The following is a 16,133-nucleotide window of genomic DNA, read 5'->3' as shown; positions in this document are numbered from 1 at the left end:
TCAGTTCGCGAAGTCCTGCGTCCAGTACGGCCTGCCGCCGCACTCCACGTACCCGATCCCGATGCGCCCGAACGCGCCGTTCAGGATGTTCCGTCGATGACCGTCGCTGTTCATCCATCCCGTGTGCACCGCCTCCGGCGTGGTGTAGCCATGCGCGATGTTCTCGCCGACCGTCCGCCACGACACGCCTTGTTCGTCGATGCGATCCACGAACGAGCGGCCGTCGAGCGAGTCGTGCATGAAGTAGTTCTGATTGCACATGTCCTGCGAGTGCAGGCGTGCCGCGCGCGCGAGCCCTTCGTCGCACACCAGATCGGAGAGGCCCGCCTCGCGCCGTGCCGCGTTGGTGAGCGCGAGCTCCGCCGCTTCGATCGCGCTCGCACATCCGGTCGGTGGCGGAGGAGGCGGCGGCAGGCAGCGACTGCGTCCCTCGACGACGCCACATCCGTCGCTGCACGACTGCTCGCGGATCGCACCGTCCTCGCACCAGCGCGCGACGTCTCCGTCGCAGCGACCCGCGAGCGTGAGGCCTCCGCAGGGATCGCTCGGTCCCGCGTCGATCGCGGGCGGCGTCGCGGCGTCGATCGCGGGCGGCGGCATCGAGGTGCCCGCGTCGTCGAGCGGAGGCGGCGTGGTCGCGTCGACCTCTTCGATCGGTGCGCCGCCGTCGCGGGGATCGCGTGGGACCTCGCGCCCTCCATCGCGTCGGGACGACGCCTGCGTGCCTCCCGAGTCGAGCACACCGACGCAGCCCGTCGACACGGTGAGCGCGATCGCGAGGAGAGCTCGTGAGGTCACGAGACCCGCGGTCGCACGGCGCGTACCGCGTCCGAAAGATCAACGATCTCGCGCGCCCAGCGGAACATCCGGAGCGCCGCGCGGAGCCCGGAGCGCTCCGCGCTCCGCGCGCATCATGGAGCGCGCCCCTGCACGAGCGCGCGCAGCACTTCGACGTCGATCGGCTTCTCGAGCACCCGCACCCCGGGCAGCGCGAGCGCGCGACGCACGAGTGGGTGCGACCGCGCATGCCCGGTGAGGAACACGATCTCGCCCGCGAAGCGGTGCTCGCGGAGCCACTCGTACGCGTCGACGCCGCTCGGCGCCGCGGGCCCGAGGTTCACGTCGAGGATCGCGACGTCGCAGGAGAGCGCGTCGTTCGCGGCCGCGCGCAGCTGCTCGAACGACGCGGCGCAGGTGCAGCGCTCCGCGCCGACGCTCTCGGCGAACACACAGAGCAGCTCGCGCAGATCGTCGTCGTCGTCGAGCACGAGGAGGCGCACTGCGCCCGATGTAGACCCCGCGCGCGCGCACCCCACGTCGAGCGTGACCCGATCTCGTCGCGTCGCCGCACTCGAAGCCGCGGAGGTCTCGAATGAGCGTGTCCCGACTCGTGACGATCGTTCCGGCGCTGCTGCTCGCGCTCCAAGCCTGCTCCGCGGTGTCGCCCGACGACACGAGCGACGGCGGCAGCGCGCCGCGGCGCGACGGGGCGACGCCGATCGACGAGCGTGACGGAGGAGGCGGGCCGATCGACGGCGACGGAGGCACCGCGTCCGACCGCGACGGAGGCTCGTCGGGCACGACGGACGGCGGCGCGCCCGCGAGCTGCGCGCCCGCGTGCGGCAGCGGGACGGTGTGCGTCGACGGCGAGTGCGTCGAGCGCGTGAGCGGCGTGCCGGGGATCGACTCGGTGCTGCTCGGCGATCCCACGCGCTTCGACGAGGAAGTGCTCATCTCGCAGAACCCGGACCTCAGCTGGCGCCCGTCGCGCATCTACAAGTGGCGCGACTTCGTGCAGGCGGTGACGACGATGCACACGCGCGGCATCGGCGACATGCGGCTCTGGCTCGGCGAGCCCGGCGATCCCGAGCCCGCGCGCAGCCGCTATGCGCTCGTGAACCTCGCGGCGTTCCTCGCGCAGAGCATGAAGGAGACGATTCGCTACGACGCGTGCGACGAGAACAACTGGGACATGACCAACGGATATGCGATCTCGAACGCATGTGGTCAGTTGGGACAGGACTACGCGGGCGCGGGATACGACTGCGAGATGGCCTGTCCGCGCGATCCGTCGATGCGGATGACGGCAGTCACGCACGCGCAGTGGTACGGCGCGCCGGGGCCGCTCTTCTGCGCGCCGAACGCGACGCTCGCATCGGTGAGCGGTCGCAGCGACGGGCGCACCGGGCGCTGGAACTACGGGTTCGACTGCTATCCGTACCCCGCGTCGCAGCCGGGCTTCGTCGCGCCGGGCGGTGACGCGTGGACGCGCCCGCAGTGCGAGGTCTACGAAGGCCAGCGCGCCGGACGGTACGAGTGGGACGGCTCGGGCGGGTCGGTGGAGGGCTGTTGTTGGTGGGGCCGCGGCGTCATCCAGACGACGGGTCGCTGCAACTTCGGGATGCTCAACCACTACCTCGGCGCGGGCCACCTCGACCCGGCGCGCTTCCCGCGACCCGCGGGCGCGCTCTACCCCGACGTGAACTTCTGCCGCGACCCCGAGGCGATCTGCGCGAGCACCGAGCACCCCGAGCTGAAGTGGATCGCGGGCCTCTTCTATTGGATGAGCTCGGTCGAGCCGTACTCGCGGGACGGATGGGTCTACAAGGATCGGCTGCGCGCGTTCGTCGACGGCGGGATGACCGACGGCACGTTCATCGACGGCGTCTCGGGCATCGTGAACCGCGGCTGCCACAACCCGCCGTGCGGCACCGGACCGCTCGACGGAGCCGCCGATCGGCGCGCGAACTTCGAGCTCGTGCTGACCACGATGGGCCTGCGCTGAGCGCGCCGGGTGCCGCGATGTAGGGGCGCTTTTCCCGCAGAATTCGTACTTGCGTATCACGAGAGATGCTCTACATCGGCGGCCGATGTTTTCTCGTGAACGAGCCCACTGGGCGGGATCTCTTCTTCTCTCGCTCGCCGCGCTGGGGAGCACGGCGAGCGCGAGCGCGCTGACCTACGAGGATCCCGACGACGCCCCTTACGACCTCGGCACCCCGCCGAGCGAGCTGGAGATCGAGTGGCCCGCGCCGCCCGAGATCGAGCGCGAGGTGAACGCGCGCACGATCGCGGAGGCGAACGCGGCAGCGGCGACGCCCGGCACGCGCGTGCACGTCGCCGGCGCGCTCGACGGTGACGTGAAGGTCACCGCGTCGGACGTGGAGATCGAGTTCGCGCCGAACGCGAGCGCGGGCTCGGTGCAGATCGCGAAGGGCCTCGAGCGCATCGCGGTGCGCGGCGGCGAGGTCGATCACGTCGAGATGGAGCTGCCCGCCGTGTTCGAGGGCCAGCTGCAGTATCGCGAAGACCTGATGACCACCGACGTGCTGCTCGACGCCGTCGAGGCGAACGCCGAGGACACTGCGTTCCTCATGCGCGCGGGCAAGCGCATCGCGATCACCAACAGCCGCGCGACCGCGGGTCGTTATTCGGTGTGGTTCGGCGACTCCGGTGATTTCGAGAGCGAGGACGTGATCCTCGCGGGCAACGAGCTCAGCTCGGAGGGCCCCGAAGCGACGGTGCGTCTGGTGCACGTGGTGCGCAGCGCGACGGTCGACAATCGGCTCGAGAACGGCGCGAAGCACAACTACCGCACGCACGGCCGCGCCGACATGAACTGGGCGTCGGGCAACGTGCTCATCAACTCCGGCATCATGCTCGGGACGATGGCGGACGACTCGATCGGCAAGCAGTGGTTCGAGAACAACACGTTCTATCACCGCATGCCGAGCCTCATCGAGATCCTCCTCGACGAGTCGCCGAGCGTCACGCTGCGTCGCAACACGATCTACAGCGACGTGTGGAGCTGTTTCCTCTGTCGCGAGGTCCCGTCGGGCTGGGTCGAAGAGGGGAATCGGATGTTCCCCTATCGCGCGCCGCCGGCGAAGTGACGGAATGAAGAAGAGCGCCCGATCCGCGCGGATCGGGCGCTCTTTCTCTTTTTTCCGGCTCAGATCAGGTCCGTGGGGGCGCAGGTCGAGACACCCGCGCCGACGATGCGATAGCCGATGTCGGTGCGCACCGTCTCGACGTTCGTGCTGCCGGGCGTGACTCGATAGATGCCAGTCGAGTCGTCGAATGCGCCCTGATAGAAGATGTAATAACGGCCACCCCAGAACGCGAAGGCCCACGCCGCCGGCGTGGGGATGATCGACGGGTCGATGCTCGAGACGTCGATCTCGGTGATCGTGGCCGCGGTGGTCTTGTCGAGCTGGCGCACCGCCATCGGATCTCCATCGGGGAAGAAGCCCCAGAGCTCCGCGGTGCCCGTCCCGGTGAGCTCGGGCGAGCCGTCGACGTTGCCGATGCGCGAGACCGTCCACGAGCCCACGTCGATGCGGCCGAGCACCGACCGGCCGCTGCCGATGCCCTCTTCGGGCCCGCCCGAGATGAAGAGCGTCTCGTTGGCGCTGCCCGACGCGTCGGCGACGAACCCCATGCCGAAGAGCTCGAAGCCCATCTGATCGGGCGCGAACGTCGTCGCGGTGCACGACGCGTCGGTGGTGCTCACGCGGTAGATGCGGTGGTCGTTGTGGAGCACGTACGCGGTCGCGTTGCGATCGACGGCCATCGAGAACGGCGTTCCGGAAGACGGGCACGCGAGCGTGCCGATCGAGGTGAGCGAGCCGCTGTCGGGCTCGTACCGGAGCAGCGCGTTCGCGCTGTCGACGAGGTAGATCCAGCGCGCCTGCGCGACGCACGACGACGCGGTGCTGCCGTCGGGCCGCGGCGTGATCGGCGTGCCCCCGCCGTCGCTCTGCGAGCCGCCGTCGGACAGCGTGCCCGGGCGGAATGGGTCGCCCGAGCGCTCCGAGCAGCCGGGGAGCGCGAGCGCGGTGATCGCGACGAGGAGAGCGGTGCGACGTGCGGTGGGCATGTCGGAGAGCGTAGTCGATCGCGGGCCGTCGAGCCCTCGCGCGTGACATCCTCGCGGCGATGATCGACGGAGCGCTCGGTGAGGCGGCGCGCGCGCTCGCGCGCGGCGATGCGCTGCACGCGCTCGGGATCGCGGGGCGCGACGAGAGCGCGCTCGGGCTCACGCTGCGCGGCATCGCGTATGCGCAGCTCGGCGATCTCGAGCTCGCGCGCGGGGCGCTCGAGGACGCGTCGGAGCGTTCGACGGATGCGCACACGACCTCGCGCGCGCGCGCCGCGCTGGCCGAGATCGCGCTCGCGAGCGGCGACCCGGCGCGCGCCGCGCGCGAGGCGATCGCATGCGCGAGCGCGCTCGAGGCGCTCGGAGATCCGCGCAACGCGGCGATGCAGCGGCTCGTGCTCGCGCGCGCCGAGGTGCTGCGCGGTCGGCTCCCCGAAGCGCGAGGCGTCGTGGAGGACGTGCTCTCGCGAGAGCAGCCCGCCGATCTGCGCGCGGTCGCGTCGCTCGCGCAGGCCGAGATCGCGATGCGCGCGCTCGCCGCGTCGGAGTCGCGCGATGCGCTGGGACGCGCGCGCGCGGCGCTCGACGTCGCGCCCCACGAGCTGCTGTCTCGCGCGCTGGTCTCGCTCGAGCGCGAGCTCTCGGCGCCGGTCGCGCGGGTCGTGCGCGACGGTGTCTCGAGCGACGCGGATCTCTTCGCGATCGAGGAGCTCTCGCGCGGCGAGGTGTTGCTGATCGACGGGTGCCGGCGCGTCGCGATCGGCGCGCGGCTGATCGTGCGGCTCGGGCGTCGGCCCGTGCTCTTCGCGCTCTTGCTCGAGCTCGCGCGCGCATGGCCCGGTGGGATCGGGCGCGACGAGCTCGCGGCGCGTGCGTTCGACGTGCGGCGCGTGAACCCCTCGCACCGCGCGCGGCTGCGCGTCGAGGTCGGGCGGCTGCGCAAGGCGATGCTCGGTCTCGCCGCGGAGCCCGTCGCGACGAAGGAAGGCTACGCGCTCGTGTCGCAGCGCGAGGTCGTCGTGCTCTCGCCGCACGACGACGGCGAGGGCGCGCGGATCGCGCTGCTGCTGGGCGACGGCGCGTCGTGGTCGGCGCGCGAGGTCGCGACGCACACCAGGCTCTCGATCCGCACGGTGCAGCGCGCGCTCGCATCGCTCGTCGAGAGCGGGCGTGCGATCCGCACGGGGCGCGGCGCGCGCGTGCGGTACGCGCGGCCGGGCACGCCCATCGCGTCGCGGATGTTACTCCTCGGTCTGCTGCCCGCGTCGTAGATCGCTCTTCGTAGGAGGTGACGCGATGATGCAGAGCGAAGCAGAGGTGGTGCGCGAGGTGGTGCCGGTCGCCGACGGAGGGCGCATGCACGGCGTGACGATCGACCACGCGCTCGTGTGGTTCGCGCGCGACGGAGAGCTGGTCGCGTTCGATCCCGCGCGCGACGAGGTGGTGCGCCGTCTGCCGGTGGGCGCGGCGGACGCGGGCACCGCGTTCGACGGAGAGCATCTCTACCAGCTCGCGAAGGGCACGATCCTGGTGCTCGATCCGCGCGATGGTCGGGTGGTGCGCACGATGCCCGCGCCGGGCAAGGGCGACGACACCGGCATGGCGTGGGCCGACGGGCACCTGTGGATCGGGCAGGGCCGCGGCGCGCGCATCCACAAGGTCGACGCGAAGACCGGCGAGGTGGTGCGCACGCTGACGTCGGATCGATTCGTGACCGGCGTGTCGGTGATCGACGGAGCGCTGTGGCACGGGACGATGAAGGACGGGGAGCCGTGCGAGCTGCGGCGGCTCGGCGAGGACGGCACGGTCGAGGAGGCGATGCGCGTGCCGGTCCCGCGCGTCGCCGGCATCGAGGGCACGCGCGACGGCGGCTTCTGGTGCGCTGGCGAGAACGGCCGGCTCCGGCTGGTGCGCCGCAAGCGCTGACGATCGCAACTTTCGCCAAGCCGCTCCGGACCCGCTGCGGGAGGTAGGATCGCGCGATGCCGGCGCGAGCCCTCATGCAGTGCGCGATGCTCTCGGTGATCGACTACCGATGCACCGTCGGGCTCGGCAGCGTGCCGTTCCCCGAGCAGCATCGCGCGCACACGCTCGCGTACGTCCGCAAGGGCACGTTCGGATATCGCACGCGCGGCGTGCGGCACGAGCTGGTCCCGGGCTCGGTGCTCGTCGGCCGTCCCGGCGACGAGTACGTGTGCAGCCACGAGCACGCGTGCGGGGACGAGTGCCTGTCGTTCCAGCTCTCGCCCGCGCTCGTCGGCGCGTTCGGTGATGCGTTCACGCGCGTCGCGGCGCTGCCGCCCCTGCCCGAGATCGTCGTGCTCGGCGAGCTCGCGCAGGCGGCGGCGTCGGGCGCGAGCGACGTGGGGCTCGACGAGATCGGGCTCGCGCTGGCGCATCGCTTCGTCGCGCTCGCGCTCGGCCGCACGCCCACACCGACGAAGGCGGGCGCGCGCGATCGCCGGCGCGCGATCGACGCCGCGCTCTTCCTCGATGCGTGCTCGCGCGAGGAGATCGATCTCGAGCGCACCGCGCGCGAGGTCGATCTGAGCCCGTTCCACTTCCTGCGCGTGTTCTCGAGCGTCGTCGGCGTCACGCCGCACCAGTACCTCGTGCGCGCGCGCATCCGCCGCGCGGCGCACGCGCTCTCGGAGGGCGATCGCGCGATCGCGGAGATCGCGTTCGACGTGGGCTTCGGCGATCTCAGCAACTTCGTGCGCACGTTCCGGCGCGCGGCCGGGCTCACGCCGCGTGCGTATCGCGACGTCGCGCGCGGGCGCCGCAAGATCTGCCAAGAGGCGCGCAACGCGATCTGACACACGAGCCTCTCTCGAAACCACGGAGGGCTCTCGTGATCGATCACGTCGGACTGAAGGTGAAGGATCTCGCGCGCAGCGTGCGCTTCTACGAAGCGGCGCTCGCGCCGCTCGGATATGTGCTCTGCGCACACGATTCGACGAGCGCGGGCTTCGGCCCGAAGGACGCGCCCGCGCTGTGGCTGTATGCGAGCGACACGGTGACCACGACGGCGCACCTCGCGCTGCGCGCGAGCGATCGACGCGCGGTCGATCGCTTCCACGCGGCCGGCGTCGACACGGGCGGGCGTGACCACGGCGCGCCCGGCGTGCGCGCCGACTACGCGCCGAATTACTACGCGGCGTTCCTGCTCGACCCCGACGGGCACAACGTCGAGGCGGTCTGCATGGAGTGACGCGCGCGGGCGCGCCGCGATGGAGACGTCACGCGCTCTCGAGCGTCTTCTTCATCGCGGCGCAGCCCTGGTCCATCATCGCCGCGATCGGGCCCGCCATCTCGTTCGGCAGCACGTCGGCGACCCAGATCACGCGCGTGCGCGCGTCGCCCTCGGCGATCACCTCGAACGAGGCGTGGTGGTGCGCGATGCGCTCGGCGCGCGCGGAGTACGCGATGCGGCGGCGCGCGTCGTCGACGTCGACGAGCAGCTCGCGCGCGACGAAGCCGTTCGCGAACGTGACCACGCGCGCGCCGTCCTCGAGGCGGCAGTCGGTGACGAAGCCCCTCGCGAGCTTCGTGTGCACCGCGCCCACGTCACGGAACGCGCCCCACACACGATCGGCAGGCGCGTCGATCGAGATCTCTCGTCGGATGGATGCCATCCGTTCGAGCTATCGCGCGCGGCGCGCCGGGACCAGGAGGATCTTGCTGCGCGCGCTCGTCACCACTGCACGGGGTACGGCGTGTCGCGATCCTCCCGGAACATGCCGTCCGCGAGCTCGCCGTTGTAGTCGTTGCCCCAGCAGCGCAGGTCGGTGCCGCCGAAGTGCACGCAGCACGTCGACATCCCGCACACGAGACGCTGCGCGCCGGCCGTGGACGGGATCGGCTGCGGCGTGGGCGTCTCGCGGTCGCCGAACGGACCGGTGAGCTCGTCGTAGCCCGAGCCCCAGCAGTACACGCGACCGCTCGCGCCGCGCGCGCAGGTCGTGCTGGTCGCGAGCGCGATCTCGACCACCGTCTCGCCGACCGGGACGGTCGTCGGCGCGACCCACGCCGTCGAGGAGACCGCGCCGTTGCCGATCTGTCCGTAGCGGTTGCGCCCGGTGCACGACACCGAGCCCGCGACGATCGCGCACGCGTGCTCGCTGCCGACCGCGACCTGCGACGCGCCGTGCCACGCCGGGACCTCGCGCGGCCACGATCCCTCGCTGCCGAACGCGCTGCAGTGCACGGCGCCGCTCGCGCGCCGCACGCAGACCTCGCCGCCGACGTCGACGTCGATCACGTCGTCGAACGTGCTCCACTGCACCGGCGTCGAGATCGCGCCGGCGCCCGGCGACGCGGCGAGCCCCTCTTGCTCGTCGCCCCAGCACCAGACGGTTCCGTCGACGCCGCGCACGCACGTCGTGCGGTAGCCCGCGTCGATCTCCGCCACGCCCGCGGTGAAGATGCGGAGCGCGCTGCGGTACGCGAACTCGGTGTTGCCGACGCCGAGCTGTCCGTCCTCGTTCCATCCCCAGCAGTACGCTTCGCCGCCGACGCGCGCGCAGGTGTGGCCCTGCCCCGCCGTGATCTGGCTGATGCGATCGAGCGGATACACGCGCTCGGGGCGCTCGCCGCGGGTGGAGCACGTGCCGTCGCCGAGCTGGCAGTAGACGTTGTAGCCCCACGTCCACGGCACCTCGTCGCTCATCAGGACCACGACGTGCGAGCCGCCGATCGCGACCTCGCGCACCGAGAGACACGCGCCGCCGTCGCACTCGATCGTGCACCCGCTGCCGCACGCGCCGCAGTGGCGCGGGTCGGTCGCGCCGTCGACGCACGCGCCGTCGCACGCGAGCGCGAGCGCGCCGGGGCACGCGCACGCGCCGCTCGCGCAGCGCGCGGTCTCGGGGCACGCGGTGCCGCATGCGCCGCAGTGCGCGACGTCGGTCGTGAGATCGACGCACGCGCCGTCGCAGGTGTCGGGCGCGGACGGCGGGCACACGCACGCGCCCCCTTCGCACGACGCGCCGGCCGGACACGGCTCGCCGCACGCGCCGCAGCTCGACGGGTCGCGCGCGAGATCGACGCACGCGTTGCCGCAGTCCGTCAGGCCCGCAGCGCAGACGCAGACGCCGTCGACGCACGCCTCGCCGGCGCCGCACGGCGTGCGGCACACGCCCGGCGGGGGCGCGCACTCGCCGCGCTCGCAGGTCCACGGCGTCGGGCACGCGCGCCCACACGCGCCGCAGTCGGTCGGCGTGCTCGCGAGGTCGACGCATCGATCGCCGCAGAGGCTCTGTCCCGGCCCGCACACGCACGACGCGAGGGCCCACGCGAGCGCGATCGACGACAGCCGTGCGCGCATCACCAGCCGAGCTCCACGTACGCCTCGAGCGCGTGGAACGCGGGGGCGCGATCGAGCTGCATCCCGCGCCATCCGAGGCCGACGGTCGCGACGTCGAGCTGCACGCCCGCGAACGCGCGCCAACCCGCGACGGTGAGCCCGCTCGCCTGCCCGCTCCACAGCCCGCCCGGCGTCCACGCGGCGCCGATCGCCGCGCCGTAGCGCTCGCCGAGCCGCACCGTCGCGCCGACGTCGAAGTGCGCGGAGAAGAGCCCCTCGCCGCTCCAGCTTCCGCCGGTGAACGTGCCGCCGATGCGCGCGTCGAGCGCGAGCAGCCCGAGGCGCAGCGTGGCGGGCGACCATGCGACGCCGAACGACGCGGCGCCGACGTCGAGCGCGAAGCCGCCGCTCGGCGCGGTCAGCGCCGCGATGCCGAACCGGTAGAGCACGCGCGGATCGCGATACGGCGAGGGCGGTCGCGCGGGCGTGATCGCCGGCGGCGCGGGCACGTCGACGGTCGTGTCGGGCGTCACCGCGACGACCGGCGTGATGACCTGCGGCGCCTCGTCGTGCGGCTCCGCGTCGAAGTAGTAGACGACGCGCGCGACGAACGGCGCGCGACGCGGCAACAGCGGATCGAGCTGCGCCGCGCGATGGCAGAGCGCGACCGAGCGACGCAGGAGCTCGATCACGAGCGTGCGCTCCGGACCTTCGGGGAGCTGCGACGCGCGCATCGCACCGCCGGCGCGCTCGAGCACGACCGCCGCGGCGTCCCAGAAGTACGCGGCGGTGAGCGCGAGCACCTCGGGGTCCTGCGTCGACTCCGAGAGCCGGCGCAGCCGATCGAGGATCTCGCTGTGGCGCCCGTCGTCGAGCACCGCGATCACGTCGCGGATGAGCTCGTGCGCGCCGACGCGCACCAGCAGCGCGACGAGATCCGCGATCTCCGTGGAGCGCGCGCCGTCCGTGAGCCGCGCGCGCGCCGTCTCGAGCGCGCTCGAGCCCGTCACGTGGGCGCGGAGGAGCTCGATCACCGGACCGACCGGCTGCGCGAACCCGATGCTCTGCACGCCGGCCTCGGGGTTCCCGCGCGCGACGACGAAGCCGACGATGCGCTCGTCCGCGTCGATCAGCGGACCGCCCGAATTGCCCGGGTTGAGCGCCATGTCGAGCTGCAGGAAGCCCTCGGGCAGCACGCCGGACACGATGCCGCGGCTCGACTGCGGATCGGTGCGGCGCGGATCGAGCGGATAGCCGATCGCGTGCACCTCTTGTCGCACGTGGAGCGCCGGTCGCTCCTCGAGCGCGACGAAGGACTCGAACGTCGCGCCGACCGCGAGGAACGCGATGTCGCGCTCGGTGTCGCGATGGATCACGGCAGCGGGGAACGCGCGGTCGTGCCCCGGGACCCACACCGCGAGCAGCGCTGCGTCGGACACGACGTGCGCGGCGGTGACCACGATGCCGCTCGGATCGACGAGGACGCCGCTGCCGTGGCCGGCGTCGGGTGTCGCGAGCATGCGCGCTCGGCCCGACTGGCTGTCGATGCGCATCGCGTCGACGCCGCGCACCGCGAACACGCGCACGGTCGCGCGATCGATCGTCGAGTACCCGAGCGGATCGCTCGGCGGCGCGACTGCCGCGGCGGGCGCGTCGGTCGGTGGCACGGCGTCCTGCGCGGACGCGATGCGCGCGCCGAGCAGCAGCGTGATCAGGAGCGACCAGCACGTGGAGCGGCGCATCAGAGACAGACTCCGTAGGAGACGCCCGCGAGCACGACCTCGGGGTCGAGCGGCCAGCAGGAGTGCGACGTCGACGGGCAGTCGGCGGCGCTGCGGCACCAGTGCGCGCAGCGGAGCCCCACGTCGGTGCGGATGCAGACGTGCTCGGGCGCGCAGCTCGCGTCCGTCTCGCAGGGCTCGCCCTGTCGCGCGGTGCCGTACCCGCTCACGCACTGCGTCCAGGTGAGCGTCGACGTCCCGAGCACCACGCAGGCCATGTCGTTCCAGCAGCTGCCGTGATCGTGAGGGCGGCAATTCGATCCGCATCGACCGACACGCTCCGAGACCCCGGGGACGCCGGTCGTCGCGCACACGCGGCTCGCGCAGTCCGAGTGCTCCGAGCAGAGCGCGACGCAGCGGACGTCCGGGCGATCGAGGTCGATCGACCAGTCGGCGCACGCGAGGCCGGGACGGCAGTCGTTGACCGTCGCGCACGGCGCGCCTTCCTCGAGGAAGCCCGCGGGCAGGCACGCGGCGCCGTCGTCGCCGAGGTAGCAGCCCTCGGTGTCGGCACATCCACACTGCGGCTCGACGACGCCGCACGGCGTTCGCGCGCACGCGAACGCGCAGCCCGACACGCCTTCGCCGGTGCAGCGACCGCCCGAGCAGCGCGTGTCGTCGGGCACCGCCTCGCACGTTCCCGAGGGCTCGGCGCAGCGATCACGCGTGCACATCACGCCGTCGTCGCAGACCACGGGCTCGCCCGCCCGACACGTCGCGACCCCACCGACGAAGCCGACGCAACCCTCGCGACCATTGCACGCGAGCCCGTCGTCGCAGTCGGCGATCGAGTCGCACCGGCGCCCCGGCAGGCACGCGCCGTCGACGCACGCCGTCGAGCACGTGAAGCCGCAGCCGCCGCAGCTCTCGAGATCGCTGTGCAGATCGACGCAGCGACCCTCGCAGAGCGTCTCGCCCGGACCGCAGATGCACCCCGCGAGCGCGATCGCGGCGAGGACCGAGAGCGCGGCCCTCACGCGCCCGAGCCCGGGTGCTGCGGCGGCGCGGGCCACCACTCCTGCGTGGGCTCACCGCCGCGCGGCGGAAGCGCTGCGCCGGGACGGCAGACGCGATCCTCGGCGCAGTGCGTGCCCGGTCCGCACCCCGGGTTGCAGAGCGGGATGCAGCTGCCGTTCGAGCTCGCCCAGCCCGGCTCGCACGCCGGCGTGCACACGGGAATGCACGCGCCGGGCGGGACGCACGCGAAGCCGGGAGAGCACGGTGGGCTGCAAGCGACGCTCGCCGCTGCGAGTGGGCGTGTCTGGGAACGACGGCACACGGGCGCGAGCACGAGCAACGCGACGCACGCCAGCGCTGGGAACAGCGTCCGGAGCATGCGGCGCATTCCCCACGAACCAGGACGCGCCGTGAACCGAAATATCCGTCGTCACGGCGCCGCGAACCAGCGCGACGCGTCGGACGCCGGATCGTGGTGGAACGGGCCCTCGGCGTTCCCGTCGGCGAACGTGCGGCGGCAGTTCTCGACGCCGTCGGTGCGCCGGGTGTACGCGCCGTACTGCGCGCAGAACGAGTCGCGCATCAGCGCCCGGCACTGCGCGGGCGTCCGCGGCGTGCGCGCGGCGTGCGCGCGGGCGGCCTCCCACGCGATCGACTGGAGCGACGCGGCGAGCGCGGGCTCGATCCCCGGCGGCACCGGCGCGCCGACCGGCGAGCGCTCGAGCACCACCGCCGAGGTGACGAGCGCGACGAAGTACACGCCGAGCGGGGTCATGTGCACGTCGTCGTGGAAGATGCGCTGCGTGATCGCGCGCGCGTTCGCGCCGCGCAGGCCGTCGACGCGCCCCGCGACCGCACGCTCGACCAGCAGCGCGAGCGCGGCGTTGGTCGGGATCGAGCGCACGTGCGACGGGCGACGCTCGTCGCGCAGCGAGAGCTCGACGCGATCCGCGACGCAGTCCCACACCGGCTGCGCGGCGCGCTCGTACGCGATCCAGTCGCGCGGATCGGCGAGGTCGCGCACGCCCAGCCACGACTCGTAGAGGTACGTCGTCGCCTGCGGGTTCCCGGCCGTGAGGCGATCGTGGAAGTGGCGCAGGTGGCGCACCGTGTTCTCCCACATCAGCACGTCGACGAGGTCGTGGCGCTCGGTGATGATCAGCGCGTCGTAGCGGCCCTCGATGGTGCGCGGCGCGCGCAGCTCCGCGATCACGTCGAGGCCCTCGGTGCCGCCGCGGTTCTTGCCGGTGCGGTAGCCCGCCCAGAGCCCGGGGCGATCGTCCATGCCGCGGGTGCGCAGGCGGATCGGCGAGCCGATGCCGATCTGCTCGTTGTACTGCGCGCTCACACCGAGGCCGCGCGCGATGTCGACGATGCGATCGGCGAGCGGGTCGTCGGTGAGGCTGTGACCGCTGACGAAGAACGCGAAGCGATCACGCGACGGCGGTGTCGTCGTCTGCACCGGCGTGGGCTCGGGCTGCGCGACGGGCTCGGGCTCCGGCGTCGTCGCGGGCTCGGGCTGCGCGATCGGCTCGGGCTGCGCGACGGGTGCGGGCGCGTCGTCGTCCGGTGTGACGAGCGGCTCGGTGCTGTGCGCCGACGGGCCGCGCTCGGTCGGGGACTGGCTGGTGCCGCTCCCACACGCGCCCATCAGCGCACCGATCGCGATCACACACGCCACCCGCCGCAGTCGCTCCATCGCCGATCCTCCGCGCGCCGCATCGCGCAGCACGCGCGGACAGCGTAGGCGCGGACGCGCCGAGGGCCAGGCGATCAGGGCGTCGGCAGGCCATCGTCGAGCGCGGCGCGCAGCGTCGCGCCGTCGTAGGTCGTGCCGTACACCGCGTTCACCGCGGTCGCGAGCAAGTCGGCGCCGAGCACGAACGTCTCGCTCGCCACGTCCCACGCGCGCACCCGCGGCGCGGCGAGCTCGCGCAGGCGCGGCAGCGCCTCGATCGGATCGCCTCCTGCGAGCTGCTCGTCGCGCACCGTGCCGAGGAACGCCTCGAGCCCCGCGCTCGCGCCGACGGTCACCACGAGCGGCGCGCTCGGGCCCGCGAGCTCGCTCGCGAGCCAGGTGATCGCGAACGTCGTCCAGCTCGCGAAGCCGGGCTCCTGCGTGAGCGGACCGTGATCGAGGCCGACGCGCGCGTAGTCGATCGTCGCGCCCTGGCGATGCCAGATCAGCGGCTCGACGCGATCGCCGCAGGTCGACTCGAGCGTGGTGGTCTGCGCGAAGGGCACGAGCACGTCCCACTCGTCGTGCGGCACGAGCGCGCGGCCGCGCAGCCCCGCGCAGAGCGCGTCGGCGCGATAGGGCGCGAAGTCGCCCTCGCCGGGCGCACCGCCGGTCGCAGCGGCGATGCGCCGCCGGTACGGCGAGTAGAACGCGCGCGCCGCGTCGGGCTGCGGGAACACGCCGGGCAGCGCGTCGGTGTGCGCCCAGAGATCGGCGAAGTCGCTCGGCGGCGCGAGCGCGACGACCGCGACGGGCGCGGCGCCCTCGGGGGCGCGCGACGCGCCGTAGAGCGCCATCATCCCGCCCCACGATCCGCCGAACGCGCCGATGCGCGCGACGTCGAGCGAGCCGTCGCCGGCGCGCGAGAGCGCGAAGTGATAGGGCGCGGCGGCGTCGAGCACGTCGTCCTCGAGCGAGCCGCCGCCGTAGAAGCGCGCGTACGCGTGCACGACGGCGAAGCCGTTGACGAGCCACGCGATCGCGCCGTCGACCGCCTGCTGCACCGTCTGCTCCTGGTACGCGATCACGTCGTCGCCGTCGTACCCGGCCGCGTCGACGTCGGGATGCACGCCCGCGCCGAGCGCGGCCCAGCGCGCGTCGACGTCCTCGCCGGTCCAGCGGATGCCCGCGTAGGGCTCGTTCATCACGACGAGCGGCGCGCCGGCCGCCGCGGCGGGCACGTAGAGCAGGTAGCTCGACGCGCCGTCGGGCCGCGTCGCGCGCACGAGCTCGACCTGGCGCGGAACCTCGACCGCGGTGATCGTCTGCGTCGCGATCGTCTCGAACGACCACGCGCGCGCCGCGGGCGCGTCGGGCGTCGGTGTCGACGCATCGAGCGGCTCGGCCGGCGCACCGTCGTCGCACGCGCAGAGCGCGAGCAGCATCGAGACCCACAGCGGAGCGCGCAGCGACGTCATTGGTAGATCCTTACCTGCTACCGGCCTGCGCCGGCGGTTGGTCAAGACCCCCGTT

General features: G+C 73.0%; 16 protein-coding genes. 6 read left to right on the top strand and 10 right to left on the bottom strand.

Translation table 11 applies throughout. The features are described 5' to 3' along the window. Together DB32_RS00770 and DB32_RS00765 are read right to left on the bottom strand one after the other, a co-directional pair. The gene (locus DB32_RS00770) at positions 1 to 798 is read right to left on the bottom strand and encodes a CAP domain-containing protein (RefSeq protein WP_053230489.1); all 798 of its coding nucleotides are present in this window, start codon (positions 796 to 798) and stop codon (positions 1 to 3) included. 113 nt (positions 799 to 911) lie between these two features. Then, positions 912 to 1,280, bottom strand: a complete 369-nt coding sequence (locus DB32_RS00765; protein ID WP_053230488.1) for a response regulator — start codon at positions 1,278 to 1,280, stop codon at positions 912 to 914. A 92-nt stretch (positions 1,281 to 1,372) separates the two neighbouring features. Between DB32_RS00765 and DB32_RS00760 the strand changes: the two genes are divergently transcribed. Continuing rightward, positions 1,373 to 2,785 (top strand): hypothetical protein, encoded by a 1,413-nt coding sequence (locus tag DB32_RS00760; RefSeq protein ID WP_053230487.1) that lies wholly within the window; start codon positions 1,373 to 1,375, stop codon positions 2,783 to 2,785. Between the two features lie 85 nt (positions 2,786 to 2,870). Beyond that, a complete protein-coding gene (locus DB32_RS00755; protein WP_053230486.1) occupies positions 2,871 to 3,893 on the top strand; it encodes a hypothetical protein in 1,023 nt (340 codons plus the stop codon). A gap of 59 nt (positions 3,894 to 3,952) precedes the next feature. Here the strand turns inward: DB32_RS00755 and DB32_RS00750 are convergent, their stop codons facing one another. Beyond that, positions 3,953 to 4,879 carry a hypothetical protein gene (locus DB32_RS00750; RefSeq protein ID WP_053230485.1) on the bottom strand — a complete coding sequence of 309 codons (927 nt, stop codon included), beginning with the start codon at positions 4,877 to 4,879 and terminating at the stop codon, positions 3,953 to 3,955. Positions 4,880 to 4,938: 59 nt separating this feature from the next. Here DB32_RS00750 and DB32_RS00745 point away from each other — a divergent pair, with 59 nt between their 5' ends. From DB32_RS00745 to DB32_RS00730, 4 genes are read left to right on the top strand one after another with little or no spacing between them, the layout of a single operon-like run. After that, a complete protein-coding gene (locus tag DB32_RS00745; RefSeq protein WP_053230484.1) occupies positions 4,939 to 6,150 on the top strand; it encodes a tetratricopeptide repeat protein in 1,212 nt (403 codons plus the stop codon). Positions 6,151 to 6,175: 25 nt separating this feature from the next. Beyond that, a complete protein-coding gene (locus tag DB32_RS00740) occupies positions 6,176 to 6,805 on the top strand; it encodes a YncE family protein (protein WP_053230483.1) in 630 nt (209 codons plus the stop codon). 56 nt (positions 6,806 to 6,861) lie between these two features. Then, positions 6,862 to 7,695: a helix-turn-helix transcriptional regulator gene (locus DB32_RS00735; protein ID WP_053230482.1), complete on the top strand. Its 834-nt coding sequence runs from the start codon at positions 6,862 to 6,864 to the stop codon at positions 7,693 to 7,695. A gap of 35 nt (positions 7,696 to 7,730) precedes the next feature. Further along, on the top strand, positions 7,731 to 8,090 hold the full coding sequence (locus DB32_RS00730) for a VOC family protein (protein WP_053230481.1): 360 nt from the start codon (positions 7,731 to 7,733) through the stop codon (positions 8,088 to 8,090). 28 nt (positions 8,091 to 8,118) lie between these two features. Here DB32_RS00730 and DB32_RS00725 read toward each other — a convergent pair whose 3' ends face one another. From DB32_RS00725 to DB32_RS00695, 7 genes are all read right to left on the bottom strand, one after another. Next, a complete protein-coding gene (locus DB32_RS00725) occupies positions 8,119 to 8,514 on the bottom strand; it encodes an SRPBCC family protein (protein ID WP_053230480.1) in 396 nt (131 codons plus the stop codon). A 59-nt stretch (positions 8,515 to 8,573) separates the two neighbouring features. Further along, positions 8,574 to 10,205, bottom strand: a complete 1,632-nt coding sequence (locus tag DB32_RS00720) for a hypothetical protein (RefSeq protein ID WP_053230479.1) — start codon at positions 10,203 to 10,205, stop codon at positions 8,574 to 8,576. Then, positions 10,205 to 11,926, bottom strand: a complete 1,722-nt coding sequence (locus DB32_RS00715) for a S1C family serine protease (RefSeq protein WP_053230478.1) — start codon at positions 11,924 to 11,926, stop codon at positions 10,205 to 10,207. The genes DB32_RS00720 and DB32_RS00715 overlap by 1 nt, the downstream gene beginning before the upstream one ends. After that, positions 11,926 to 12,942 (bottom strand): hypothetical protein, encoded by a 1,017-nt coding sequence (locus tag DB32_RS47835; RefSeq protein ID WP_169791282.1) that lies wholly within the window; start codon positions 12,940 to 12,942, stop codon positions 11,926 to 11,928. The genes DB32_RS00715 and DB32_RS47835 overlap by 1 nt, the downstream gene beginning before the upstream one ends. Continuing rightward, positions 12,939 to 13,301 carry a hypothetical protein gene (locus DB32_RS46200; protein ID WP_157068558.1) on the bottom strand — a complete coding sequence of 121 codons (363 nt, stop codon included), beginning with the start codon at positions 13,299 to 13,301 and terminating at the stop codon, positions 12,939 to 12,941. Before DB32_RS46200 ends, DB32_RS47835 begins: the two co-directional genes overlap by 4 nt. A gap of 51 nt (positions 13,302 to 13,352) precedes the next feature. Further along, on the bottom strand, positions 13,353 to 14,621 hold the full coding sequence (locus DB32_RS00700; RefSeq protein WP_157068557.1) for a hypothetical protein: 1,269 nt from the start codon (positions 14,619 to 14,621) through the stop codon (positions 13,353 to 13,355). A 74-nt stretch (positions 14,622 to 14,695) separates the two neighbouring features. Beyond that, positions 14,696 to 16,078 (bottom strand): alpha/beta hydrolase family protein, encoded by a 1,383-nt coding sequence (locus DB32_RS00695; protein WP_053230474.1) that lies wholly within the window; start codon positions 16,076 to 16,078, stop codon positions 14,696 to 14,698. Positions 16,079 to 16,133: the final 55 nt, after the last annotated feature.

This window comes from Sandaracinus amylolyticus, assembly GCF_000737325.1.
In the GTDB taxonomy this organism is placed as follows: domain Bacteria; phylum Myxococcota_A; class Polyangia; order Polyangiales; family Sandaracinaceae; genus Sandaracinus; species Sandaracinus amylolyticus.
This window is presented reverse-complemented; position numbering and strand designations above follow the sequence as displayed.

Excerpts from the sequence above, each read along its gene's own strand:
- DB32_RS00760 (WP_053230487.1), top strand. The coding sequence starts at position 1,373 with ATGAGCGTGTCCCGACTCGTGACGATCGTTCCGGCGCTGCTGCTCGCG.
- DB32_RS00755 (WP_053230486.1), top strand. The coding sequence starts at position 2,871 with ATGTTTTCTCGTGAACGAGCCCACTGGGCGGGATCTCTTCTTCTCTCG.
- DB32_RS00750 (WP_053230485.1), bottom strand. The coding sequence starts at position 4,879 with ATGCCCACCGCACGTCGCACCGCTCTCCTCGTCGCGATCACCGCGCTC.
- DB32_RS00745 (WP_053230484.1), top strand. The coding sequence starts at position 4,939 with ATGATCGACGGAGCGCTCGGTGAGGCGGCGCGCGCGCTCGCGCGCGGC.
- DB32_RS00740 (WP_053230483.1), top strand. The coding sequence starts at position 6,176 with ATGATGCAGAGCGAAGCAGAGGTGGTGCGCGAGGTGGTGCCGGTCGCC.
- DB32_RS00735 (WP_053230482.1), top strand. The coding sequence starts at position 6,862 with ATGCCGGCGCGAGCCCTCATGCAGTGCGCGATGCTCTCGGTGATCGAC.
- DB32_RS00725 (WP_053230480.1), bottom strand. The coding sequence starts at position 8,514 with ATGGCATCCATCCGACGAGAGATCTCGATCGACGCGCCTGCCGATCGT.
- DB32_RS00720 (WP_053230479.1), bottom strand. The coding sequence starts at position 10,205 with ATGCGCGCACGGCTGTCGTCGATCGCGCTCGCGTGGGCCCTCGCGTCG.
- DB32_RS00715 (WP_053230478.1), bottom strand. The coding sequence starts at position 11,926 with ATGCGCCGCTCCACGTGCTGGTCGCTCCTGATCACGCTGCTGCTCGGC.
- DB32_RS46200 (WP_157068558.1), bottom strand. The coding sequence starts at position 13,301 with ATGCTCCGGACGCTGTTCCCAGCGCTGGCGTGCGTCGCGTTGCTCGTG.
- DB32_RS00700 (WP_157068557.1), bottom strand. The coding sequence starts at position 14,621 with ATGGAGCGACTGCGGCGGGTGGCGTGTGTGATCGCGATCGGTGCGCTG.
- DB32_RS00695 (WP_053230474.1), bottom strand. The coding sequence starts at position 16,078 with ATGACGTCGCTGCGCGCTCCGCTGTGGGTCTCGATGCTGCTCGCGCTC.